A 23697-nucleotide genomic window follows, 5' to 3' on the forward strand; every position below is an offset into this window, starting at 1 on the left:
GCGTGGTGCGCGCCCCGCGTGGTGCGTGTGGTCGAGTGCGCCCGCGTGGATCACGCCGTCGAGTGCGCCCGCGTGGATCACGCCGTCGAGTGCGCCCGCGTGGGTCACGCCGTCGAGCGTGGCCGCGTGGGTCACGCCGTCGAGCGTGCCCGGTGGCGGCGTACCGCGTCCCGGTTGGCGCACCGCTGGGAGCAGTAGCGCTGCCGCCCGGTCCGGGAGGTGTCGGCGAAGATCGTGGCGCACTCGGTCACGGCGCACCGCCGGAGCCGGTGCATGCCGCGCCCCGTCAGGTGCAGCGCGGTCCCCACGGCGATCAGTGCGTGGAGGAGCGGGCCGAGTGGTTGCCGGTCGTCCCGGTAGTGCAGGTGCCAGCCGGTACCGGCGTGGTCGGTCAGCCGAGGGTGCGCGGTGGCCGCCGCCAGCATCCGGTTGAGCAGGTCGGCGCGGGCCTCCTCGTCGGTGGCGTCGACGACCTCCTCCCATGCCGTCAGCGCTTCCAGGGCTCGGTCCAAGTCCTGTGGGGCGACCGGCCGTTCCAGGACGAGCCCGGCCGCGCGACAGCGGTCCGCGAGTTCCTCGGCGCTCGCCGGGCGCCGGTTGGCCAGCTCCGCCGCCAGGTTCACGACGTCCGCGCCGTAAGGGTTGAGGTGCATAAGCCCATTACAGCAGGGTGATCGGCATGCGACGACGTACGGGGGACGGGGATCCGTCCGCGAGGGGCCGGGGTTCCTCCACCAGATACCGGGGTCCCTCCACGAAGGGCCGGGATCCTTGGCGCTACCGGTGGGCCGTCCTCGGCATCGCCACCTTCACCCAGGCCGCCGCGGGCTTCTTCGTCCAGGGCATCGGCGCCCTGGGCATCCCCCTGCAACGCGCCCTCGACCTGAGCACCGCCCAGCTGGGCCTGCTGGTCTCTGCGGCCCAACTGGTCCCGCTTGTCGGCCTGTTGGTCGCCGGTGAACTGCTCGACCGCTACAACGAACGCTGGGTCGTCGGCATCGGCGCCTGCGTGGTGGCCGTGGGCCTGGGCGTGGGGAGCGCCGCACCCGGCTATGTCTCCCTGCTCTGCGTCCTGCTGGTCGTCGGCGCGGGCTACAGCACCGTCCAGCCCGGTGGCAGCAAGTCGGTGGCGTCCTGGTTCGACACGTCCCGGCGGGGGTTCGCGATGGGCGTGCGTCAGGCGGGCCTGCCGCTGGGCGCCGCGCTCGCCTCGGCCGTACTGCCCCTCCTCGCGGAGGCCCACGGCTGGCGCGCGACGCTGGTGGCCGGGGCGGTTGCCGCGCTGCTCGGGGCGGGCGTCTTCATGGGCTGCTACCGGCGACCGCCGTCCGTGCCGTCTGCGCCCACCGTGCCGCCTGTGCCCTCCGCGCTGGCTACGTCCTCCGTGTCGCCCGCCTCCCTCTCCACCCGGCTCGGCGTCCGCCTGCGGCTCCTCCGTGAGCCCGCCATGGTGAAGATCATGCTGTCCGGGGCGACCCTGATCTCGGTGCAGTACGCGGTCGGTGTCCTGACCGTGCTGCACCTGCACGAGGCGGCGTCGGTCGGAGCCGGGACGGCGGCCCTCGTCCTCGTGGCCGCCCAGGGCGCGGGCGTCGTCGGCCGCATCGGCCTCGCGGTCCGCAGTGACCGCAGCCGGTCCGGGCGGCACGGCACGATCGCCCTCTGCATGGTCGCCGTGATCGCGGGGATGGCGGTCCTGATGTCCCCGCTGGGCCGCTCGCCCGCCCTGGCCTGCGGTGTGCTCGTCTGGCTCGGCTTCTTCGGCTACGGCTGGTACGGCCCCTGGGTCGCCTACGTGACCGAGTCGGCCCCGGCGGGCCGCACCGGGTTCACCCTCGGCCTCGCCATGTCCGTCAACCAGGTGGCCATCGTGCTCATGCCGCCCGCGCTCGGCCTGCTCCGCGACCTCACCGGCAGCTTCACGGTGGTCTGGGGCCTGCTGTCCGCGCTGACCGCGACCGCCCTGGTGGCCACCACCGTCCCCGACCGCCGCCGCCGGAGGCACGGTCCGCCCGGCGCCGGGGGACCGCCGGACACCGCCGAGGTCCGGTCGGCGGCCGCACCCGCCGCTCCTCATCGCCCGGTCTGAGCGTCCCGCGCGTCACCGAGCGCCTCGTCCGGTACGAGGACGACCTTGCCCGCGACCGTCCCGGACTCCGCGAGCCGCATCGCGTCGGCGGCCCGCGACAGCGGGACCCGCGCGGCGACCTGCGGCTTGAGCCTGCCCTCGGCCAGCAGCGCGAAGACCTGGCCGAGGTCGGCGCGCAGGCGCTCACGGAAGGCGGCGGCGCGGCGCTTGCCGGCCCAGATGTTGAAGAAGTGGGCGTGCCGGGAGTTGGGCATCGCGTTCCACATCGCGAGGCGGGCGAAGAGCTTCAGGACGGGGGCCTTGGAGGACCCGGCGGCGTCGCGGGTGGACGCGGTGCCGTACGACACGAGGGTGCCGCCCGGCGCGAGCAGTCGGAAGGACTCCACGACGGCCTCGCCGCCCACGTGGTCGAAGACCGCCTGCACCCCGTTCGGCGCGAGCCCGCGCAGCCGCCCGTACAGGTCAGGGTCGCGGTAGTCGACGGGCGTGACGTCGAGCTCGCGGAGCTTGTCGTGGTGGCGCGGCGAGGCTGTACCGATCACCCGCACCCCGGCGATCCGCGCCAGCTGGACGAGGGCGGAGCCGACGCCGCCGTTCGCGCCGAGCACGACGATCGTGTCGCCCGCCTCGACCTCGGCCGTGCGGTGCAGCATCTGCCAGGCCGTGATGCCGTTCACGACCAGCGTCTCCGCGTCCGCCGACGTCACGGACTCCGGCACCTCGACGAGGTCGGCGGCCGCCACGACGACGTGGCTCGCCCAGCCGCCGGTCTTGGTCAGCGCCGCGAACCGCCGTCCGGTCAGCGCGGTGTCGACCCCCTGGCCGGTCGCCACCACCCGCCCGACCAGGTCGTACCCCGGCACGAACGGGAACGGGGGCTGGTCGTAGTACTTCCCGCGCCGCATCTGCTGCTCCGCGAACGAGACGCCGGTCGCCGCCATCGCGAGCAGCACCTCGCCCTGGCCGGGGGTGGGCGCGGCGACCTGCGTGATCTCCAGACCGGTGGGCTCGACGACGCCGGGCAGGACGACCTGGGTCGCGATGACCCCGGCCGTGGCCGCGGTGGCCGCCGTCGCCGGTGCCGTGGTCGCCGGTGCCGTGTTCGCCGTGGGCTGGTTCTCGATCGTGTGGGTCTCGCGCATGGCTTGGCCTCTCTCGGTAGGTAGTGCTTCTCTCCGTAGTTAGAAGCTCTAACTTGAGAATGCACCCCTGCTCGCAACCCTGTCAAGATCTCCTCTTGCTAGAGTTAGAGCCTCTAACCAGGGTGATGGCCGAGTGGCAGGGAAATCAGGGGAAGGGACCACCGACATGACAGACAAGAGCAGCACCCCGCGCCAGCGCTACCGCGACCAGGTGCGCGGCGAGATCAAGGCGGCCGCCCTGGAGCAGATCCGCGCGGGCGGTGCGCCCGCGCTCAGCCTCAACGCCGTCGCCAAGGGGCTCGGGCTCACCGGCCCGGCCCTCTACAAGTACTTCCGCAACCGCGACGACCTCCTCACCGAGCTGATCTGCGACGGCTACGACGCGGCAGCTGTCGCCATGCGCGCGGCCGCCGACCGCGTCGCGGACGCCCCGCCCCGCGAACAGCTCCTCGCCCTCGGCGCCGCCCTTCGCGCGTGGGCGATCGGGGTGCCGCACGTCTACCAACTCCTGGCCGGTACGCCGTCCCCCGGCTATCAGGCGCCCCCGGAGACCACCGACCGGGCCCGCGCGGTCCTCGGCCCGCTGCTCGGCGTGCTCGGGCAGGGGGACTGCCGGGGTGCCGCCCTGGAACTGCGCGCGGAGATGCGGTTCTGGCTGAACGACAGCCCGCCCGTCGAGGAGTGGGTCAAGGCCTGGGCCCCGGACGCCGACGCGGCCACGGCCCTCGCCGGCACGGTCACGGCCTGGGCCCGGCTGCACGGGATCGTCAGCCTCGAAGTGCAGGGCCTCTACGGGGGGATGGGGCACCGCCCCGCCACGCTGCTCAAGTCCGAGATGGAGACGCTGGCCGACGCGATGGGGCTGCCGGGGTGAGCCGGATGGGGCCGCGCCCGGCGGGGCAGGATGGGGCCGTTGCGCGGAAACACCCGCTCAAGCGGGTGGAACCATCGTTCTAGCGGGCGAACCACTGTTCAAGGAAGGTGCGCGATGGAGAGTACGGCCCCCGGACAGCTCGTCGTCTCGACGGCGACGCCCGATGACTGGCGCCTGGTCACCGAGTGGGCGGCACGGGAGGGCTGGAACCCGGGCCTCAACGACGCGGCGGGCTTCTTCGCGCAGGACCCGGAGGGATTCTTCGTCGGCCGCGTCGACGGCGAGCCGGTGTCGGCGATCTCGGTGGTCAACTACGGCCCGGCGTACGCCTTCCTCGGCTTCTACCTGGTCCGCCCGGACATGCGCGGGCGCGGCCACGGCATGGCGACCTGGCGGACGGCCCTCGCCCATGCCGGGGACCGGGTCGTGGGCCTGGACGGCGTTCCGGCGCAGCAGGACAACTACCGCCGCTCCGGCTTCGAGCGCGCGCACGGCACCCGGCGCTACGTCGGCCCCGCGGGCGCGCCCGGCCCGCTGCCCGCGCACATCAGGCCCGTGGCGGAGGTGGACCGCGACGCCGTCGCCGCGTACGACAGTGCCTGCTACCCCGCCGACCGGCCCCGGTTCCTCGACGTCTGGCTGACGGCGCCCGGCCACCGGGCCCTGGCGAGCGTCGTCGACGGCCGCGTCACCGGGTACGGGGTGCTGCGTCCGGCTCGGGACGCGCCGCGCGTGGGCCCGCTGTTCGCCGACACCCGCGCCGACGCCGAGGCGCTGCTCGACGCGCTCGCGGCCGAGTCCGGCGGCGCGGCCGTCGCCATGGACGTACCGGAGACGAACACGGCGGCCGTCGCATTGGCCGAGGCGCGCGGCATGAAGCCGTCGTTCGACACGGCGCGCATGTACACGGGCCCGGTGCGGGAGTTCGCGCGCGAGCGGGTCTTCGCGACCACCACGCTGGAACTCGGCTGAGGGGGCGGGCGCCCCGGCGCCGCCCACCCCCTCGCGCTCACGCCGCCCCGCTCACGTCACCGTCAGCGTGACCTTGTTCTTCGCCGTGGAGCTGTTGCCCACGTACAGGTCGAACTTGCCCTCCTCGACGAGGAATTCGCCGTGGGTGTCGTTCGTCCAGAAGCCCAGGTCGTCGGCGCCGAGCCGGAAGCGGACGACGGTGGAGCGGCCCGCGCCGAGCGTGACCCGCTTGAAGCCGCGCAGCTTGCGCACCGGCTGGGTGATGCTCGCCGCGACGTCGTGGACGTACAGCTGCACGACCTCGTCGCCCTTGCGGCGGCCGGTGTTGGAGACGGTGACGGACACCTCCAGGGTGTCGCCGTCGCGCAGGGCGCGTACCGGAACGCCGGCGCGGCTCAGCTTCGGTGCGCCGATCTCGAACGTCGTGTAGCTGAGGCCGTGGCCGAAGGGGAACTGCGGGTCCGGCGGCAGGTCCAGGTACTTGGACGTGTACTTGTTGTCGGCGTTGTAGGGGCGGCCCGTCGACTCGTGGTTGTAGTGGATCGGGATCTGGCCGACCGTGCGGGGGAAGGAGACGGGCAGCTTGCCGCCCGGGTTGACCTTGCCGAACAGCACGTCGGCGATGGCGTTCCCGGCCTCGACGCCCGGGTGCCAGGCCTCCAGGACGGCGGGCGCCGACTCCAGCCAGCCGCCCATGGTCAGCGGGCGTCCGCCCACGAGGACGACCACGAACGGCTTGCCGGACCGCGCGACCGCCTCGACGAGCCGTTCCTGCGCGCCCGGCAGGCCGATGTCGCTGCGGGCCGCCGCCTCACCGCTCATCGACGGCGGCTCGCCCACGACGACGATCGTCACGTCGGCGGCCTTCGCGGCGGCGACCGCGGCCGGGATGCCGCCGGTGTCCTTGCCCTCGGGGTCGACACCACGCGCGTACGTCACCTTCGCGTCCGGTGCTGCGCGGCGCACCGCGTCGAGGACCTTCACCGACGGGTACTTCTTCGCGGCGGCCGGGACCACCCAGGTGCCGAGCAGGTCGTCGGAATCCCCGAACGGGCCGACGACGGCGATGGACTTGACGGCGGGCTTCAGCGGCAGCGCCCCGCCGGTGTTCTTCAGGAGCACCATCGAGCGGGCGGCGGACGAGCGGGCGGCCTTGCGCGTGGCGGCGGTCGGCCCGTCGACGGCGGCGTCCTCGTCGACGTACGGATCGTCGAAGAGGCCGAGGGTGAACTTCAGCCGCAGGATGCGGGCGACCGCGTCGTCCAGGCGCCGCTCGCTGATCTTCCCCGCGCGCAGCAGCTTCTTGCCGTGCTCACGGAGGTTGGTGCTCACCATCTCCATGTCGACGCCCGCGTTCAGCGAGAGCCGGGCGGCGGCCGCGCCGTCCTCGGCGAAGCCGTGCGCGATCAGCTCCTGCACGCCGGTCCAGTCGCTGACGACGACGCCGTCGAAGCCCCACTCCTTCTTCAGGATGCCGGTCAGGGTGTGGGAGTTGCCGTGCGCGGGGACGCCGCCGATGGTGTTGAAGGACGCCATCACCGTGGCCGCGCCCGCGTCCAGGGCGGCCTTGAACGGCGGCAGGTAGAGGTTGCGCAGCCGGGACTCCGACACGTCGACGGTGTTGTAGTCGCGCCCGCCCTCGGCCCCGCCGTACGCCACGAAGTGCTTGGCGCAGGCGGCGACGCGGTCCTTCGCGCCCAACTCGCCCTTGCCCGGGCCCTGGTAGCCCTCGACCTTGGCGGCCGCGAACGCGGCCGTCAGATACGGGTCCTCGCCGCAGCCCTCGGCGATGCGGCCCCAGCGCGGTTCGTGCGTGACGTCCATCATCGGCGCGAACGTCCAGTGCACGCCGTTGGAGCGGGCCTCCTGCGCGGACACCTCGCCGTCCGCCCTGGTCACGTCCGGGTCGAAGCTCGCCGCCTGCGCGAGCGGGATCGGGAACGTCGTCCAGAAGCCGTGGATCACGTCGAGGCCGAACAGCAGCGGGATGCCGAGCCGGGACTCCTCGACCGCGATGCGCTGCAGCGCGTTGCTGCTCTTGGCGCCGAAGATGGAGAGCACCGAGCCGAGGCGTCCGGCCCGCGCCGCGTCCTCCACGTCCTTGGTCTCACCGCCGCCGGGACCGGTGTCCCAGGACCAGGCGAGCTGCTGGAGCTGGCCCAGCTTCTCTTCGACAGTCATACGGTCGAGGAGCCGCTGGACCTTGCCGTCGTGGGGGGTGCCGCGGTCCGCCGCGGGCGGTGCGGCGGGGGCCGGGGCCGGTGCCGCCTCGGCGATTCCCGAGTTCAGGGCGCCGCCCGCGACGGCGGTGCCGCCGATCGCGGACAGCACGGTACGCCTTCGTACATCTCGCATGCGTTCGCCTTCTCACGTCAGGACACGAGTAACCGGAGTGATGCGCTCAAGAATTGAAGCGAAAGTACGTGCCGGTTACAGGCGGGTCAAGAGATGTGACAGGGGTGAACGAGACGCATGATGCGGCCCTTGACCTCAACATAACTTTAGGTCCTACGGTTCTTCTCATGAGTATGGAGACCACAGCCTGGACCCAGCTGCACAGCGTCATGAACGCCGAGCAGGAACGCCGACCCTTCGCCCGCGCCACCCTGCGCCGCATCACCGCCTTCGCCGGGCCCCATCGCCGCCGCATCACGCAGTTCGTCCTGCTGAGTGTCCTGACCGCGCTGCTCGCCGTGGCGACTCCCGTGCTCGCCGGGCGTGTCGTCGACGCCATCGTGTCCGGCGCGGAGTCCTCGACAGTGGTGCGCTACGCGGTGCTCATCGCCGTCATCGCGATCGCCGAAGCGGGCCTCGGACTGCTCAGCCGCTGGCTGTCGGCGAACCTGGGCGAAGGCCTGATCCTCGACCTGCGCACCGCCGTCTTCGACCATGTGCAGCGCATGCCGGTCGCCTTCTTCACCCGCACCCGCACCGGCGCGCTCGTCAGCCGCCTCAACAACGATGTGATCGGCGCGCAGCGGGCGTTCAGCAACACGCTCTCCGGAGTGGTCTCCAACCTCGTCACCCTCGTCCTCACCCTCGCCGTGATGCTCGCCCTGTCCTGGCAGATCACGCTCCTCGCGCTGGTGCTCCTGCCGGTGTTCGTGGTGCCCGCGCGCCGCATGGGCACCCGCATGGCCCGCCTCCAGCGCGAGGCCGCGCACCACAACGCGGCCATGGGCACCCGGATGACGGAGCGCTTCTCGGCACCCGGCGCCACCCTCATCAAGCTGTTCGGCCGCCCCGCCGACGAGTCCGCGGAGTTCGCCGCCCGGGCCCGCCGGGTGCGCGACATCGGCGTACGCACCGCCATGGCGCAGTCGGCCTTCATCACCGCCCTCACCCTCGTGTCGGCGCTCGCCCTCGCCCTCGTCTACGGACTCGGCGGCTACTTCGCCCTCGACGGCACGCTCGAAGCGGGCGCCGTCGTCTCGCTCGCACTGCTCCTGACCCGCCTGTACGCGCCGCTGACCGCCCTGGCCGGGGCCCGCGTCGAGGTGATGAGCGCCCTGGTGAGCTTCGAGCGGGTCTTCGAAGTCCTCGACCTGAAGCCCCTCATCGACGAGAAGCCGCAGCCGCGGACCGTGCCCGCCGGCCCGGTCGCCGTCGAGTTCGACAACGTCCGCTTCGCCTACCCGTCCGCCGACAAGGTCTCCCTCGCCTCCCTGGAGGAGGTGGCCGCGCTGGACGGCCGCGGCGGCGACGAGGTCCTGCACGGCCTGTCGTTCCGCGCCGAACCCGGCCAGACCGTGGCGCTCGTCGGCTCCTCCGGCGCGGGCAAGTCCACCATCGCGCAACTCCTTCCGCGCCTGTACGACGCCGACTCCGGGGTCGTACGCGTCGGCGGCGAGGACGTCCGCGACCTGGCGGCCGACTCGCTGCGCGACACCATCGGCATGGTCACCCAGGACGGCCACCTCTTCCACGAGTCGGTGCGCGCCAACCTGCTGCTCGCCCGGCCCGGCGCAGCCGAGGACGAGCTGTGGGACGTGCTGCGCCGGGCCCGCCTCGACGCCCTGGTGCGGTCGCTGCCCGACGGGCTCGACACGGTGGTCGGCGAGCGCGGCTACCGGCTCTCCGGCGGTGAGCGGCAGCGCATGACCATCGCGCGTCTGCTGCTCGCCCAGCAGCGGGTGGTCATCCTCGACGAAGCCACCGCCCACCTCGACAACACGTCCGAGGCCGCCGTCCAGGAGGCCCTCGCGGAGGCCCTCGCGGACCGGACGGCCGTGGTCATCGCGCACCGGCTCTCCACCGTGCGGGCGGCCGACCAGATCCTCGTCGTGGAGGCCGGGCGGATCGTGGAACGCGGCACGCACGACGAACTGCTCGCGGTGGACGGGCGGTACGCGGAGCTGTACCGGACGCAGTTCGCGGGGAAGCCGGACGCGGCCGGCTCGGCGGCCGCGGAGGCATCGGAGGCCTCCGCGGACAGGGCGGCCGACAAGGGCGCGGTGGGCTGCGTGCTCGGCGGAGACTGCGCCGACCCGGCCGACGGGGCGGACGCGGCCGTCACCGTCTAGCCGCCGCAGTGGTCTCCCACGTGCCGGTCCGAGGGCTTGCGCCCCTTGGACCGGCACGTCCCGTTGGGGGCTTCAGCCGCCGACGTCGGCGCTGATCGTGGCGAGTTGGAGCAGCGCGGCGGTGTCCTGGGCGACCTTGTTGAAGGCGTGCACGGCGGCCACCGGGGTGGCGGCGAGCCAGGCGGGGACCCACTCCAGGGGCGGCGCGTCGTCGAAGGGGACGTAGACGACGTGGGGGCGGGCGAAGTAGCGGGTGACCTGGGCGCCGACCACCCAGGCCCCTTGCCCGGCACCGATCAGGGACAGGGCCTCCTGGAGGGCGTCGAAGGCGGGCCCGGGCTCGATGGGGGCGCCCGAGGGCGTCAGCGGGGGCGTGCGTTCGGCGCGCCCATAGGGAGGCAGCGTCCGGGCCGCCTGCAGGAGGCGGACGGAGGCGAGGTCCTCCAGGGAGACCGTGTCCCGGTCGGCCAGGGGGTGGCGCGCGGGCACGGCGAGCATGCGGTGCTCGGAGAACAGGACCGGGCCGTTGACCATGCCGGGCCCTGGTGCGGCAGCGTCACGATGAGCACGTCCACGTCGCCGTCGCGCAACCGCGGGAAACCGTCGGCGATCTGCAGTTCCCGGGGCCGGATCCGGCAGCCGGGGTGGCGCCGCGCGTACACCTCGGCGGCGCGGATCGTGACCTGTCCGACGGCGGGGCCGACGTAGCCGACCCGCAGCACGCTCTCGACGTCCCGCGCGGCGTTGATCGCCTTCTGCAGCCCGGCCGCCGGCGCGCGGTACGGCGGCAGGAGGTCGTCGTGGAGCTGCCGTCCGGCCGCAGTGAGGCGGACGTACCGGCTGGTGCGCTCGAACAGGGGCGTGCCGATGCGGCGTTCCAGCTTCTGGATGGTCTGGCTGACCCGGCCGGTCGTCAGGCGCAGGCGTTCGGCGGTGCGGCCGAAGTGCAACTCCTCGGCCAGCGTCAGGAACGCCTCCAGCTCCACTCGCTCCAGCACGGCCGCAGCGAGCACGGCGGCAGCGAACACGGCGGTTGTGAGCACGGCCGCGGCGAGCACGGAGACGAGCCGCCCATGGAGCAGCCCGACGCGGAGTACCTGGCCAACCAGCCCGCCGTGTACTGGACCGGCGCCGCGCACACCGCGGTCGTCGCCTTCATGCACGCCGAACAGTCCGCCCTCGGCACCAGCCAACGGCACTGGATGACCCTGAACCGGCTCGCCGTCACCGCGGACGGCCTGACGCGCAACGGCCTGACCGAAGCCCTGCGCGCCTCTATGACCCCCCAGGTCGGCGACCCCTCCACCTACGCGGAGGTGCTGGACGACCTGCTCGACCGGGGCTGGATCACCCCCGACCGCACGGGCCGGTTCACTCTCACCGACACCGGCCGCGCGGCCCGCGCCCGGCTCGCGGCGCTCGCTCCCCGGCTGCGGGCGCGGATCCACGACGGCATCCCCGAGGACGACTACGTCCGTACGGTGCGCGTGCTCCGCCGCATGATCGCGAACGTGAGCGACCAGGGCAGGGCGTGACGCCGGCTCGTCTGCGTCACCGACGTGCGGGCTTGGGACCACGTCATGTGTGGCACTCCGCCTGCAGTGGTTAGGGTGGGGTGCCGCACAGGGAACAGGAGAGGACCGCCATGCGACAGAATCCGGCCAGGCGCACCGCGCTGTTGGACGCGGCGATCGAGGTGCTCGCGCGCGAGGGGTCCAGGGGGCTGACGCTGCGGGCCATGGACGCGGAGGCGGAGGTGCCCAAGGGCACCGCGAGCAACTACTTCCCGCACCGCGCGGAACTCCTCGCGCAGGTCATGCGGCGGATCCTGGAACGGCTCACGCCGGAGGAGGCCGCGCTCGCCGACACCATGAGCGAGCAGCCGGACACGGCCCTGGTCGTGACGCTCCTCAAGCAGCTCCTGGAGCGGACGCGCGCCGACCGCAGCAGCCACCTCGCGCTCCTCGAACTGCGCCTGGAAGCCACCCGCCGCCCCGAACTGCACGCCGAGCTCACCCAGTTCATGACCGAGCAGCTCGACGCCAACATCGGCTTCCACCTGGGCGCGGGCCTGCCCGGTGACCGCACCGGCGTCGTGCTGCTCTACCTCGCCATGCTGGGCCTGATCGTGGACGACCTGACGGTGCCCGACCTGCTCGCCCCGTACTCGACGGACAAGCTCATCGAGGAACTGTCGCAGCGCGTCCTGCGCTGACCCCGCTCGGCCCGCGGAGCGCAGCACCCAGCCTCCCACCGGGCGCAGCGCTCAGCCCGCGGGGCGCAGCGTGATCGCGGTGAGGACCAGGCCGTCCCGCGCCAGCCAGCGCCCCGTGAGCTCCTGAGGGAAGCCCCGGTCGCGCACGGGGGGCAGGATCCGCGCGCTGAACGTGCCGGTGGCCGGATCCGGCGACCGGTGGAAGATGACGTCGGCCTCCTCGAAGCCCAGCGGCGCGCGCTGCAGCGGATACCAGGTCTTGTAGATGCTCTCCTTGGCGCTGAACAGGGCCCGGTCCCAGCGCACCGCGGGCCACCGGGCCAGGAGTTCGGCCACCCGCCGCCGCTCCGCGGGCAGCGCCACCGCCTCCAGGACACCGTCGGGCAGCGGCTCGCCCGGGGTGGCGTCGATGCCGACCGAGCGGACGCGGGCGGTGCGGGCGACTGCGGCACCGCGGTAGCCGTCGCAGTGCGTGATGCTGCCGACGACGGCGGCGGGCCACTCCGGGCTGCCCTTCGGGTCGGGCAGGATCGACGCGGCGGGCTGCCCGAGGGCGGCCAGGGCGCGGTGCGCGCAGTGGCGGCCGGTGGTGAACTCGCGGCGGCGCGCCGGTACCGACCGGGCGATCAGGGCCTGTTCGTCGGGGTGCAGGACGACGCCGTCCGGGTCGCCGAGGGACTCGCGGCAGACGACGTCCTCGGGCACGATCCGCGCGAGCAGGGCGGGCGGCGCCGTGCCGGGGCGCGTTGGCTCGGGGCGCGTGCCGACGTGCGTTGCCGCGGGACGGGTGCCGGGGTGCGTTGCCGCGGGACGGGTGCCGGGGTGCGTTGCCACGGGGCCGGTGCCGACAGGCGGCGGCGGGGTCGCACCCTCCCTGTCACTGTGCTGCGTCCCGACGGTCATGGCGTGCCTTCCTTCTCCCGGCCTTCCGACTTCTCCGTCTCCTTGCGGCCGTCCTCCTGCTCCCGCACGGGCGCCGCGTCCGCGCCCTTGGTCTGGCCGCGCCGGGGGAGGTAGACCAGCAGTTCGGTGGCGATGAAGCGGATGACGAACGTCGTCAGGAGGGCCAGCGCGGTGGCGGGCAGGACCGTCATGCCCACGCCGTCGACGAGCAGCGCGATCAGCGGGATGCGCAGCACCAGGTCGGCGTTGGCGAGCAGCGCGAACCGGCCGAGGCGGTCGGCCCAGTGGCGGTGGCCGCGCCGGTCGCGGAACAGCAGCAGATCGATGAGCAGGAAGTTCCACAGCACACCGAACTGGTTGGCCACCACCTCGGCGGGCAGATAGTGCAGCCCCATCGCGGTGAGCCCGGCGAGCCCCAACAGGTTGGGCAGGAAGCCGGTCAGGCCGATCAGGCCGAAGACCACCATCCGCGCCACCGGCGTCGCCGTACGCAGCGACACCAGGTGCGCGAGGAACCGCAGGCCCTCGCGCACGGTCGACTTCGACTCGCCCGCGAACCGCTCCTGGAAGGAGAACGGCACCTCGGCGACGACGCGCGGACGGCAGCGGATCGCCAGCTCCAGCAGGATCTTGTAGCCGAGCGGCTTGAGGATGTCGGAGTGGGCGTGCACCGTGCTGCGGCGGATCGCGAAGAAGCCGCTCATCGGGTCGCTGATGCCGCGCAGCGCCGAGCGGAACAGCGCCTTGGTCGCGAGCGTGGAAGTGCGGGACACGGCGACGCGGTAGCGGCCGGACAGCCCGGCGTGGCTGCCGCCGCCCGCGTACCGGCTGGCCACGACGAGGTCGGCGCCCGCCCGGCGGCCGGTCTCGATCAGCTCGGGCATCAGCGACGGCGGGTGCTGGAGGTCGGCGTCCATGACGACCAGCCACTCCGACGCCGCGGCCTTCATGCCCTCCACCACGGCGCCGCTCAGGCCGCCCGTGGCCACCTCGCGGTGGATGACGTTCACGGGGAACGGGCAGGTGAGGGCGGCGCGTTCGATCGCGGCCGGGGTGTCGTCGGTGCTGTCGTCGACGAACAGAGCCTCGCAGTCCAGGTGCGCGGGCAGCCCGGCGGCGAGCCGCGTCAGCAGCTCCTCCACGTTCCCGGCCTCGTTGAAGGTCGGGATGATCACGGTGACGGTGGTGCGCGCCGCGTCCGGGGTGACGGTTCCGTCCAGGCCGATGGCTTCGTCCAGGCCGATGGCCTCGTCCGGGGCCGTGACTTCCGCCGGGACGGCGACCACTTCGGAGGCTGCGACCGCTTCGGAGGCTGCGACCACCTCGGAGGTGGCGACCACTTCCGGATCGGCGGGCCCGCTGCCTTCGGTCTCCTCGCCACCGGGGCCGGACCCGGTCATCGGGGCACGCTCCCTTCGTGGGGTGCGTCCGCCTGCCGCAGCGCGCTCCGGGTGGTGGAGCCCGCGGTGTGCATTCTCGCCATGGTCGTCCTCTACGGTCTGCGCGCCTGCGCGTCACATCGGCGTGCCCTGACCGACCGGGGCCGGCGGCGGGCGGTGAACCTGTCTGCTGTGCACGGGGAACCCCGGTGACCGAGCGGGGGAGATGGCCGTCGTCCGGGGGGTGGCCGTCGTCCGGGAGCCGAGCCGCGGTGCGGAGGATCAGGGGTGGTGTCCGTCGTGCCCGCGCCACGGTGCCGGAGACCCTCGGTGATTCCTCCTGCCGGAGGCTATCCGCGCCCCCTGCCGCTCTCCACCCCTATCCGTCCCCTAGGGCCTGTCCGACGGGCCGCCACGGCACGGCGCGCGACACCCGCCCGGCCGTACTCACGAGTTCGTGTACGCCGACGGCGAGTTGGTCTCCATGGGTCCGCCACGAAATGAGCGGTGGCCGGAAACGGCGACGTAACAATGTGACGCATCTGGCAGTCACGGCGAGTGTGTGACGCGGGGCACGTGACGCTTCCGGTTGCACACCTGTTGTGCAGCTCCCGAAGGCGCCTGAACACCATGGACTTCCTTGGTGAATTTTGCCGTCAAATTGCCTTTGGATTGTCTCCAGAAGACCGTTACCGGGTCTCCGCGAGGGGCTTTCCCGGACACGAACGCCTAACGCATCCTTAACGGCCACGCTGACGGGAACGGCCCCGGCGGCCCCGCCGGGTGGCCAACGGCGCCTGCGCCGTGAGGTGTTGAGCGCGGCGTGCGAGGGCGGCCCGAGGAGCGCCCTGGTGGGTGGCGGGGGGCGTCGGCGGGTAGGGGGGCGGATGGCGCGGCCGTCCCGGCGACGTCCGTGGTCGCGCGTGTGGCCAGGGGTGTTTCCGGACAGGGTGGCTGGATGATCACTATGCATGTGCCTCGTGGCCGGTTCTTCTTCCCCTTTCCTTCAATTGGAATTCAATGTTCCGCATGTGCAGAGTGGCCTGGCCGAGGTCCAATACCACACGTAGGGCCGGAGTGGGGAGGGCTGAACGTTGCGAGTCATCGTGGATTTGGGGGGTGGGCTCACTTCTTTCGGGGCTACCTCGTCGTCAAGTTTCAGTCATAGTTGTGTTGTTGACTGAGTGCCGCCAGAAGCGCTGGAGAGGCTTTTGGAATATGCCCTGGTATCCTTCGGAGCGGTTCCAGATGGATGCTTGAGAGTGCGTTATGCAAATAAGGCGCCCAGTGCAGTTTGCGATAATTTCTTACGGGGAGGAAACCGCACAATGAGCCTGGTCGAGCGAGTCGATGAATGGGCTCTCTTGGAGGAGGTTCTGGCAAACAGCGCGGATCGGCCGTCCCGTGTTGTTGTGGTGAGAGGGCCGGTGGCCACCGGCAAGAGCGAGTTGCTGAACGGCGTCGCCGAGCAGGCCGAGGCGCGCGGACTCACGGTCCTGCGGGCGACGGGTTTACGAGCCGAGCGCAGGACCCCGATGGCGGTCTTCGGCCAACTGCTCCTCCACGCCGACCGGATCGACCGTCCGGAAGGACCGGGGGAGCAGGCCGACCGGTCGCCACGGGAGCAGTGGGAGCAGCGCGAGCACAGCGCCGCCGCGCGCGTGGAGCAGCTGCTCGACGACGCGCGGTTCACCGCGATGCTGCGCGACCCGGACTACGAACGCGAGGAGCACGTCCGCGCCCACGTCATGCGGTCGCTCACCGCGGCCCTGCACGCGACGGCCCAGGGCCGGCCGCTCGCGATCCTCGTCGACGACGTCCAGTACGCCGACATCCCGTCCCTGCAGTGCCTGCAGCACGCCATGCGGGAACTGCGGGCCAAGCCCCTGGTGATCGTGCTCGGCCTGCGCACCGGGCCGCGCGCCGAACGCCCCATGTTCAGCGCCGAACTGCTGCGCCACCCGCGGCTGACCCAGCTGCGCCTGTCCACCCTCGGTGAGCGGGCGACGGCCGAGATGCTGCGCGAGCACCTCGACGAGGCCACCGCGCGCCGCCTCGCCCCCGACGTGCACCGTGTCAGTGGCGGCAACCCGCTGCTGATCCGGGCCCTGACCCACGACATCCTCGCCCACCGTCCCCCCACCGACCCCTCCCTGCCCGCCCTGCACGCCCTGACCGTCGGCGACGCCTACCGCCAGTCCGTGCTCAGCTGCCTGCACCGGGGCGAGGACTCCGTGCTCGCCGTCGCCCGGGGCCTGGCGATCCTGGACGACGCCGCGTCCGACACGACCCTGGCGGGACTGCTCGAACTCGACCACGAGACCGTCACGCTCAGCCGCCGTGCCCTGGAGTCGGCCGGCCTGGCCGAGGCGGGAACGTTTCGGCATCCGCTGGCGAGAACCGCCGTCCTCGACGACCTGTCCCGCGAGGACCGGATCGACCTGCACCGCCGCGCCGCCGACCTGCTGCGCCGCGGTGGAGCCGAACCGCCCGTCGTCGCCCGGCACATCGTCGCCGCCGGTGAGGTCACCGACGACGAAGCGCTCGACGTGCTGTGGGAGACGGCCACCCGGGCCCGCCGCGACGAGGACGTCTCGCTCGCCATCGCCTGCCTCCAGCTCGCCGACCAGGCCTGCCCCCGAGGCGCCCGCCGCAGCGAGATACTGGCCGAACTCACGCGCTGCGTCTGGCGGGTGCGCCCCTCCACCGTCGGCCCCCATCTGCGGGCGCTGCGCGCCGCGTTCGACGAGGGCTGGCTCACCGAGCAGGCCGTGCCGGCCCTCCTCGCGGGCCTGCTGTGGCAGGGCCGGTTCGACGAGGCCGCCGAGATCGCCCGCAAGTGCCAGGGCGCGTACGAGGGCACCTCCGCCGTCTCCGCGTACCTCGCCGCCGGTGCCGTCCGCACCACCTACCCCGCGCTGCGCGAACGCGTCGGCGCCGACAACTGGCCGACGCCGCACGGCAACGTGGACGGCGTGACCGGCCGCGGCAGCGACCCCCGCAGCCGCGCCGGGGCCGCCCTGAACACGGTCCTCACCCGCGGCGTCGACCCGCACGCGGCCGACCTCGCCGAGGCCGTCCTGCAGGGCACCCCGCTGAACGACGCCAACCTGGAGGCGCTGACCTGCTCGCTCAACGTCCTGATCTACTCCGACCGGCTCACCCGCGCCGCGCACTGGTGCGACGCGCTGCTGCGCGAGGCCACCAAGCTCGGCGGCCCCGGCTGGCAGGCACCCCTCTCCGCGGTCAGAGCGAAGATCGCCCTGCGCCAGGGCAACGCCGGTGACGCCGTCCGCTACGCCGTCAACGCGCTCGCCTGGATGACACCGCTCGGCTGGGGCGTCGGCATCGGCTCGGTCCTCGCCACCCTCGTCTCGGCGCACACCGCGATGGGGCAGTACGACCAGGCCATGACCTACCTCGACCACCACGTCCCGGACGGCCTCCCCGAGACCCGCTACGGCCTGGAGCTGATCCACGCCCGCGGCCAGCTCTACGCGGCCACCGGCCGGGTCCGTCCCGCGCTCGACGACTTCCTCACCTGTGGGGAGCTGATGGTGCGCTGGGGCATCGACCAGCCCGCGCTCGTCCCGTGGCGGTCCGCCGCCGCGGAGATGCACCTGCGCACCGGCGGCGAGGCCGAGGCCGACCGGCTCGTCAAGGAACAGCTCGCCAAGTGCGGCCCCGGCCAGTCGCGTACCCGCGCCCTGACCCTGCGGGTGCTCGCCGAGGTCGCCGGACTGCGGCGCCACCACCACGCGCTGCACGAGGCGATCGAGGAACTGGAGGAGTGCGAGGACCGGCTCGAACTGGTGCGGGTCCTCGGGGCGCTCAGCCGCTCCCACCATGCCCTGGGCGAGCTGGGCCAGGCGCGCATGATGGCGCGGCGAGCCTGGCGCATCGCGCGCGACGCCCAGGCCGAGGCGCTGTGCGAGCAACTCCTGCCGTACAGCGACGGCGAGGTGAGCGCGGTGGACCGGCCGCCGGCGAGCGGGGAGAACTGCCCCTCGGAGGAACTGACCGACGCGGAGCGGCGCGTGGCCTCACTGGCGTCCTTCGGGCACAGCAACCGGGAGATCGCGCGGAAGCTGTTCATCACGGTCAGCACCGTCGAGCAGCATCTGACGCGGGTCTATCGGAAGTTGAACGTGTCCCGGCGCAAGGATCTGCCGCACGATCTGCTCGCCGACACGGCCTGCTGAATCCCCGGACGGGACGATCGGCCACGGTCTGTCAAGCAATGACAACGTTGTGCACACCGGCAGTGTGAAACCGGTCGGCAACGTGGCGCTGACGGTTCTCCACGGTCAACGATCCGTCGGGGAAACGGAGTTGAACATCCGATGACCTGGGGAGGCGTGGAGAACCGGAGGGAAGGGCGGCCGCTGGGAGCGGACACGGCGGCGCCCGGGCCGGAACGTCGGTCAGAGAGCGGCCGACCGGCAGGCGAGGCACATCTCGCCGTCGTGGACCGCGAACGCGCGGTCCGCCATGCTGTGTGCGGTCTGCCAGGAGCGGGTGGAGAACACCACGGTCCCGGTGGACGCCGTGTAGCGGCTCAGCACCCGACAGATGATCTTCTCCGACGTGCTGTCCACATCGTCCAGAAGATGACACAGCAACAGCAGTTTCGGTACGTGCAGCAGTGCGCATCCCAGGGCGGCGCGGGAGCGCTGTCCTGGGGAGAGCCCGGAGACGGGAACCCGCTCGACGGCTCGCAGACCGAGCACATCCGTTAAGTCCGCCGTGCGCTGCGTGGCCGTCTCCGGAGAGAGACCCTTGTGCCGGCCCGCGGCCACCAGGGCCTCGTGGACCATCACTTCGGGCAGCGGCATGCCCACGGAGACGACACCGACGAGCCGCCGTACGGCCGCGGGGTCGGCGCGCGGGTCCAGGCCCTGGACCGACACCGCGCGACCGGGTCTGTCGTCGCAGAGCAGCCGCGCCAGGAAGCGGTCCGCGGAGTCGTCGTCGGAGACCGCCGCCACGCACGTGTGCGGCTCGATCCGCAGGACGCGCTCACGGCCCCCCGAACCGCCTCCGCACGCCCCCGATCCGCCGTCCGTCGTGTGCCGTACCTCCAGGGCCATCGGCTCCGGCCGGGCTCCACCGGGCGTCCCGCCCGGCCGGTGATCATGCACCGCGAACCTTCGGCCGTCCGACCCTCGATGCATGAAGCCTCTCCTTCATTGCGAATGTTGCACAGTTGGGTACACGGGAACTGCGTGGGGGTGCGTGGTGCGGACACCATAGATCATTCCCCGGCGTCTCCTGACTTTCGTACAGTCTTCAGGATCGAGACCTGGCTACTAAAGTACTCATTGCGTGTCGCGCGACTTTTCCGGCCCCGCCATCGCGTTGGCCGTGTGCCCCCTGGGGCGCCTGGTGCGTGAACGTAGGAGGCGTAAGGGGATGTTGAGGGGTTTCTCCGCCCCCGGGTGCCGTCGCCATAATCAAGGGCACCGTCAGACGCGCCGTGTATCGGAGGCGATTCGCGAGCCCGACGGCCCCGTGGGGCGCAGCTCGGCCGCGTACGTCGCAGATCCCCCTCCTGCTGCCGCAGCCCGGCTCACCGCGGCCGTCTGAACGTACCGCCGGGCCGGCCTCCACCACGGTCAGAGGAGTATCCGTTGGTTGCCCTCAACGGCAGTTCGCGTCCCGGCACCGCAGATTCCATTACCATGCTGGGCCCGGACTTTCCCTTCGCCTACGACGAATGGCTGTCGAGCGCGCACGGGCTCGGCGAAATACCGGAAGCGGAGTTCGGGACACCGGTTGCGGTGATCGGGGCGGGGATATCGGGCCTCGTCGCCGCCTATGAGCTCCTGCGCCTCGGGCTGCGGCCCGTGGTGTACGAAACCGGCCACATGGGCGGCCGGATGCGCTCCGCGGCCTTCGACAGCCACCCCGACGCCGTGGCCGAGCTGGGCGCCATGCGGTTCCCCGCGTCGGCACTCGCCCTGCGGCACTACCTGGACCTGGTCGGCCTCGAGACCCGGCCCTTCCCCAACCCGCTGACCGCCGCGAGCGGCAGCACCGTCGTCGCCCTGGGCGGCGACCGGCACTACGCCCGGCGGGCCGGTGAACTCCCCGACATCTACCAGGAAGTCGGCATGGCCTGGGACAAGACCCTCCAGGAGCACGCCGAGCTGTTCGCCATGGACGACGCGATCCGCCGCCGGGACACCGCCGCCATCAAGGCCATCTGGAACCCGCTGGTGCGCGCCCTGGACGACCAGTCCTTCTACGGCTTCATCGCGCAGTCGCCCTCCTTCCAGTCCTTCAAGTACCGGGAGATCTTCGGCCAGGTCGGCTTCGGCGCGGGCGGCTGGGACACCGACTTCCCCAACTCCATGCTGGAGATCCTGCGGGTCGTCTACACCGGCGCCGAGGACGACCACCGGCTCGTCGTCGGCGGCTCCCAGCAACTGCCCCTGCGCCTGTGGTCGCACGCCCCCGACGACGCCGCCCACTGGCCCGCGGGCACCTCCCTGGAGTCCCTGCACCGCGGCGGCCCCCGCGGCGGCGTCGCCCGCATCGAGCGCACCGCGCGCGGCATCGTCGTGCACGACCGGGACGGCGGCTCCCAGGCCTATCCGGCGGCCGTCTTCACCCCGCACAAGCGGACCCTCGTCACCAACGTCCGCTGCGACCAGGCACTCCTGCCCACGCCCGTGTGGACGGCCGTGGAGCGCAGCCACTACATGGGCTCCTCCAAGCTGTTCGTGCTCGTGGACCGCCCGTTCTGGCGCGAACGCGACCCCCGCACCGGCCGCGACGTGATGAGCACGACCCTCACCGACCGGATGCCGCGCGGCGTCTACCTCTTCGACGAGGGCCCCGACCGCCCCGGCGTGATGTGCCTGTCGTACACCTGGAACGACGACTCCCTGAAGATGGCGCCGCTGACCCCCGAGGAGCGCCTGGACGGGGTCCTCGACGTGCTCGCCGACATCTACCCCGGAGTCGACATCCGCTCCCGCGTCATCGCCCCTCCGCGCACGGTGACTTGGGAGACCGACCCGCACTTCCAAGGCGCCTTCAAGGCCAACCTGCCGGGCCACTACCGCTACCAGCGGCGCCTGTTCACCCACTTCATGCAGGAGGAGCTGACGCCACGTCAGCGCGGCTTCTTCCTCGCCGGTGACGACGTCTCCTGGACGGCCGGTTTCGCCGAGGGCGCCGTGACGACGGGCCTCAACGCCGTCTGGGGCGTGCAGCGTCATCTCGGCGGCGCCACCATGCCGTTGAACCCCGGACCCGGCGACCTGTTCACGGAGCTGGCCCCGGTCGACCTGCCCGAGGACTGACCGGGCCGGGCACGGACGAAGGGCCCCGAAGCGGCTGACTCCGCTTCGGGGCCCTTCGTGCGAGCAGGGGCCGATGGGCCCCCGCTCACGTCTGCGCGCGCTTGAGGAACCCGCGGATACCGATGGACGCGAACAGCGTGATCGACCCGACGAGCACGATCAGCGTGATCGGCAGCGGTACGTGCTCCACGTTCGGGGACGTCACGGCCCGCATGCCCTCACTGGCGTACGACAGCGGATTGGCACCGCAGATCACCTGGAACCAGCGCACCTCGTCGAGCGCGACCAGCGGGAACTGCGTCGAGCCCGTGAACAGCAGCGGCATCAGGACCAGCGTGAACATCACGTCGACCTTGTCGCTGCTCACCGACGTGCCGAGGCACAGACCGATCGAGGCACCCGCGAGCGCGCCGAGCCCGGCGATGCCCAGAGCCGGAATGGTCTTGCTGATCGGCCACGACAGGTCAAGAAGGATCATGCCGACCGGCGTCATCATCAGCGACGCCACGAAGCCGTACAGCGCGCCGAAGAGAATCTTCTCGACGGCCACCAGGCTCAGCGAGATCGGCGAAAGGAGCCGGTCCTCGATCTCCCGCGTGTACGAGAAGTCCACGACGAGCGGCAGTGCCGTGTTCTGCATGCCGCCGAGGAATCCGTTCAGGGCCAGGACACCGGGCAGCAGCACGGCACTGTAGTCGCCGTCCACATAGCCCGCGTCGCTCAGCAGCACACCGAACACGAACAGCGTGAAGAACGGCTGGATGATGGCCTGGCCGATGAACGTGGGGAACTGGCGCAGGGCGACGAACACGTCGCGCCACATGATGGCGCCGAACGTGTGCAACTGCCGCGAGGCCGGTGCGGCCGTGGCCGACGTAGTCATCGCAGATTCTTTCCGGTGAGGTGGAGAAAGACGTCTTCCAGGGACACCTTTCCGACGCCGACGTCCGTCACCCGGAAGTCCCCGCCGGTCAGCGCGGCGAGCGCCGGCTGGAGCGCCGCCACCGGCTCGGTGTCCGTATAGATACGGAACCGGAAGCCGCCCTCCGCGGGCGGGTTCTCCGGGTCCACTTCGTCGACCTGCCGCACCCCGGGAAGGTCGGACAGCAGCTTCGCCACCGGCGCCGGGCCCTGCGGCGACTCCACCGTCAGGGCCAGCGTCGAGTGCGCGGGCAGGATCTTGCCGAGGCCCTCCGGGGTGTCCAGGGCGAGCAGGGTGCCCCGGTCCACGATGCCGACGCGGTCGCACAGCTTGGCGGCCTCGTCCATGTCGTGGGTGGTGACGACCACCGTCACGCCGCGCTCGGCGAGTTCGGCGACCCGCTCGTGCACGAACAGGCGCGCCTGCGGGTCGAGACCCGTCGCGGGCTCGTCGAGGAACAGCACGTTCGGCCGGTGGATCAGGGCGCGGGCGATCATCACGCGCTGCACCTGCCCGCCGGACATGTCGTCGACCTTCGACTTGCGGTAGTCCGCGAGGCCCATCTGATCGAGGAGCTCATCGGCCCGCTGCCGCCGCTCGGCACCCGGGATCCCGTGGTACTTGGCGTGGAACAACAGGTTCTGACGCACCGACAACGACCGGTCGAGGTTGTTGCGCTGCGGCACCACCGCCAGGACGCGTTTCGCCTCTCTCGGTCGCGCGACCACGTCGACACCGTCGATCACGACGCTGCCCGAGGTCGGCCGCACCCGGGTGGTCATCATCCCCACCGTGGTGCTTTTCCCCGCGCCATTGGGGCCGAGCAGTCCGAACACCTCGCCCCGATACACATCGAAGCTCAGGCCGTCGACCACGCGGCGTGCGTTGGACGCGTACTGTTTCACCAGATTCTCAACCCGGACAGCGTTTTCCACGATCCCGACCCTAGGGCCGGGCGAGAATCCCGAACACCCCTATATCCGCCCCGCATCCGGGCGCCATAGGGGCCGCTTAGGGGTAGGGGCGACGAAGGCCGCACTGTTAGCCTGCACAGGTATTGTGGGCAAATTTGTCTGAAGCCCGGTCGGGTATGCCGGTGTTCCTGAACATTTCAGTAATCCGCTCAGGAATCCGTGCGGTCACAGGAGTTCGCAGCTTCTCGGGGGAATCACCGACGAGTCCCGGATTCCTGGTTTCCGTGCGTCCCGCCGCGCCGTCAGATGATTTCGCCCGGAGTGCAGTCAGGGATTTGTTGAAAGCCATCATGGCCGGTGCTACGGAGTGGAACAATGAGCGACTTCGAGGAATTCGCAGCCCATTCTCACCCGGAGGCCCGGCCTCACCCGGAGGCTCACCCGGAAGAGCTGC

Annotated in this window: 16 protein-coding genes and 1 pseudogene; 7 read left to right on the forward strand and 10 right to left on the reverse strand. The window is 71.9% G+C overall.

The features are described 5' to 3' along the window. Positions 1-131: 131 nt before the first annotated feature. The gene (locus tag IE274_RS26475) at positions 132-653 is read right to left on the reverse strand and encodes a CGNR zinc finger domain-containing protein (protein ID WP_190118388.1); all 522 of its coding nucleotides are present in this window, start codon (positions 651-653) and stop codon (positions 132-134) included. Between the two features lie 26 nt (positions 654-679). Here IE274_RS26475 and IE274_RS26480 point away from each other — a divergent pair, with 26 nt between their 5' ends. Next, a complete protein-coding gene (locus IE274_RS26480) occupies positions 680-2089 on the forward strand; it encodes an MFS transporter (protein ID WP_190118389.1) in 1410 nt (469 codons plus the stop codon). Here the strand turns inward: IE274_RS26480 and IE274_RS26485 are convergent. Further along, positions 2074-3231, reverse strand: coding sequence for a medium chain dehydrogenase/reductase family protein (locus IE274_RS26485; protein ID WP_190118390.1), 1158 nt, complete (start codon positions 3229-3231; stop codon positions 2074-2076). The two genes, IE274_RS26480 and IE274_RS26485, sit on opposite strands and share 16 nt — an antisense overlap. 166 nt (positions 3232-3397) lie before the next feature. On the opposite strand from IE274_RS26485, the gene IE274_RS26490 reads away from it, so the two are divergent. Both IE274_RS26490 and IE274_RS26495 read left to right on the forward strand, forming a co-directional pair. Then, positions 3398-4105 (forward strand): TetR/AcrR family transcriptional regulator, encoded by a 708-nt coding sequence (locus tag IE274_RS26490; protein ID WP_190118391.1) that lies wholly within the window; start codon positions 3398-3400, stop codon positions 4103-4105. Between the two features lie 114 nt (positions 4106-4219). Next, the gene (locus IE274_RS26495) at positions 4220-5077 is read left to right on the forward strand and encodes a GNAT family N-acetyltransferase (RefSeq protein WP_190118392.1); all 858 of its coding nucleotides are present in this window, start codon (positions 4220-4222) and stop codon (positions 5075-5077) included. 51 nt (positions 5078-5128) lie between these two features. Here IE274_RS26495 and bglX read toward each other — a convergent pair whose 3' ends face one another. Then, positions 5129-7432 (reverse strand): beta-glucosidase BglX, encoded by a 2304-nt coding sequence (bglX, locus tag IE274_RS26500; protein ID WP_190118393.1) that lies wholly within the window; start codon positions 7430-7432, stop codon positions 5129-5131. A 167-nt stretch (positions 7433-7599) separates the two neighbouring features. Here bglX and IE274_RS26505 point away from each other — a divergent pair, with 167 nt between their 5' ends. Beyond that, on the forward strand, positions 7600-9600 hold the full coding sequence (locus IE274_RS26505; RefSeq protein ID WP_190118394.1) for an ABC transporter ATP-binding protein: 2001 nt from the start codon (positions 7600-7602) through the stop codon (positions 9598-9600). Between the two features lie 72 nt (positions 9601-9672). Here the strand turns inward: IE274_RS26505 and IE274_RS39640 are convergent, their stop codons facing one another. Then, positions 9673-10134, reverse strand: a complete 462-nt coding sequence (locus tag IE274_RS39640; RefSeq protein ID WP_229909820.1) for a LysR substrate-binding domain-containing protein — start codon at positions 10132-10134, stop codon at positions 9673-9675. A 335-nt stretch (positions 10135-10469) separates the two neighbouring features. Continuing rightward, a pseudogene (locus IE274_RS40425) lies at positions 10470-11177 on the reverse strand (helix-turn-helix domain-containing protein); the annotation flags it as partial. Positions 11178-11245: 68 nt separating this feature from the next. Between IE274_RS40425 and IE274_RS26520 the strand changes: the two are divergent. Further along, entirely contained in the window at positions 11246-11815 is a 570-nt protein-coding gene (locus IE274_RS26520) for a TetR/AcrR family transcriptional regulator (RefSeq protein WP_190118396.1), read from the forward strand. Between the two features lie 51 nt (positions 11816-11866). Here the strand turns inward: IE274_RS26520 and IE274_RS26525 are convergent, their stop codons facing one another. Further along, on the reverse strand, positions 11867-12718 hold the full coding sequence (locus tag IE274_RS26525) for a 4'-phosphopantetheinyl transferase family protein (protein ID WP_229909821.1): 852 nt from the start codon (positions 12716-12718) through the stop codon (positions 11867-11869). Next, positions 12715-14118 (reverse strand): glycosyltransferase, encoded by a 1404-nt coding sequence (locus IE274_RS26530; protein ID WP_190118397.1) that lies wholly within the window; start codon positions 14116-14118, stop codon positions 12715-12717. Before IE274_RS26530 ends, IE274_RS26525 begins: the two co-directional genes overlap by 4 nt. A gap of 1307 nt (positions 14119-15425) precedes the next feature. On the opposite strand from IE274_RS26530, the gene IE274_RS26535 reads away from it, so the two are divergent. Continuing rightward, the gene (locus tag IE274_RS26535) at positions 15426-18299 is read left to right on the forward strand and encodes a helix-turn-helix transcriptional regulator (protein WP_229909822.1); all 2874 of its coding nucleotides are present in this window, start codon (positions 15426-15428) and stop codon (positions 18297-18299) included. A 222-nt stretch (positions 18300-18521) separates the two neighbouring features. Here IE274_RS26535 and IE274_RS26540 read toward each other — a convergent pair whose 3' ends face one another. Further along, positions 18522-19187, reverse strand: a complete 666-nt coding sequence (locus IE274_RS26540) for a P-loop NTPase family protein (protein ID WP_190118399.1) — start codon at positions 19185-19187, stop codon at positions 18522-18524. 591 nt (positions 19188-19778) lie between these two features. Between IE274_RS26540 and IE274_RS26545 the strand changes: the two genes are divergently transcribed. Continuing rightward, positions 19779-21407 carry a flavin monoamine oxidase family protein gene (locus tag IE274_RS26545; RefSeq protein WP_190118400.1) on the forward strand — a complete coding sequence of 543 codons (1629 nt, stop codon included), beginning with the start codon at positions 19779-19781 and terminating at the stop codon, positions 21405-21407. An 85-nt stretch (positions 21408-21492) separates the two neighbouring features. Here IE274_RS26545 and IE274_RS26550 read toward each other — a convergent pair whose 3' ends face one another. Further along, complete coding sequence (locus tag IE274_RS26550; RefSeq protein ID WP_190118401.1) at positions 21493-22290, reverse strand: ABC transporter permease; 798 nt, start codon at positions 22288-22290, stop codon at positions 21493-21495. Then, positions 22287-23234 carry an ABC transporter ATP-binding protein gene (locus IE274_RS26555; protein WP_198897800.1) on the reverse strand — a complete coding sequence of 316 codons (948 nt, stop codon included), beginning with the start codon at positions 23232-23234 and terminating at the stop codon, positions 22287-22289. The genes IE274_RS26550 and IE274_RS26555 overlap by 4 nt, the downstream gene beginning before the upstream one ends. Positions 23235-23697 lie beyond the last annotated feature (463 nt).

Source organism: Streptomyces flavofungini (genome assembly GCF_014650815.1).
GTDB lineage: Bacteria > Actinomycetota > Actinomycetes > Streptomycetales > Streptomycetaceae > Streptomyces > Streptomyces flavofungini.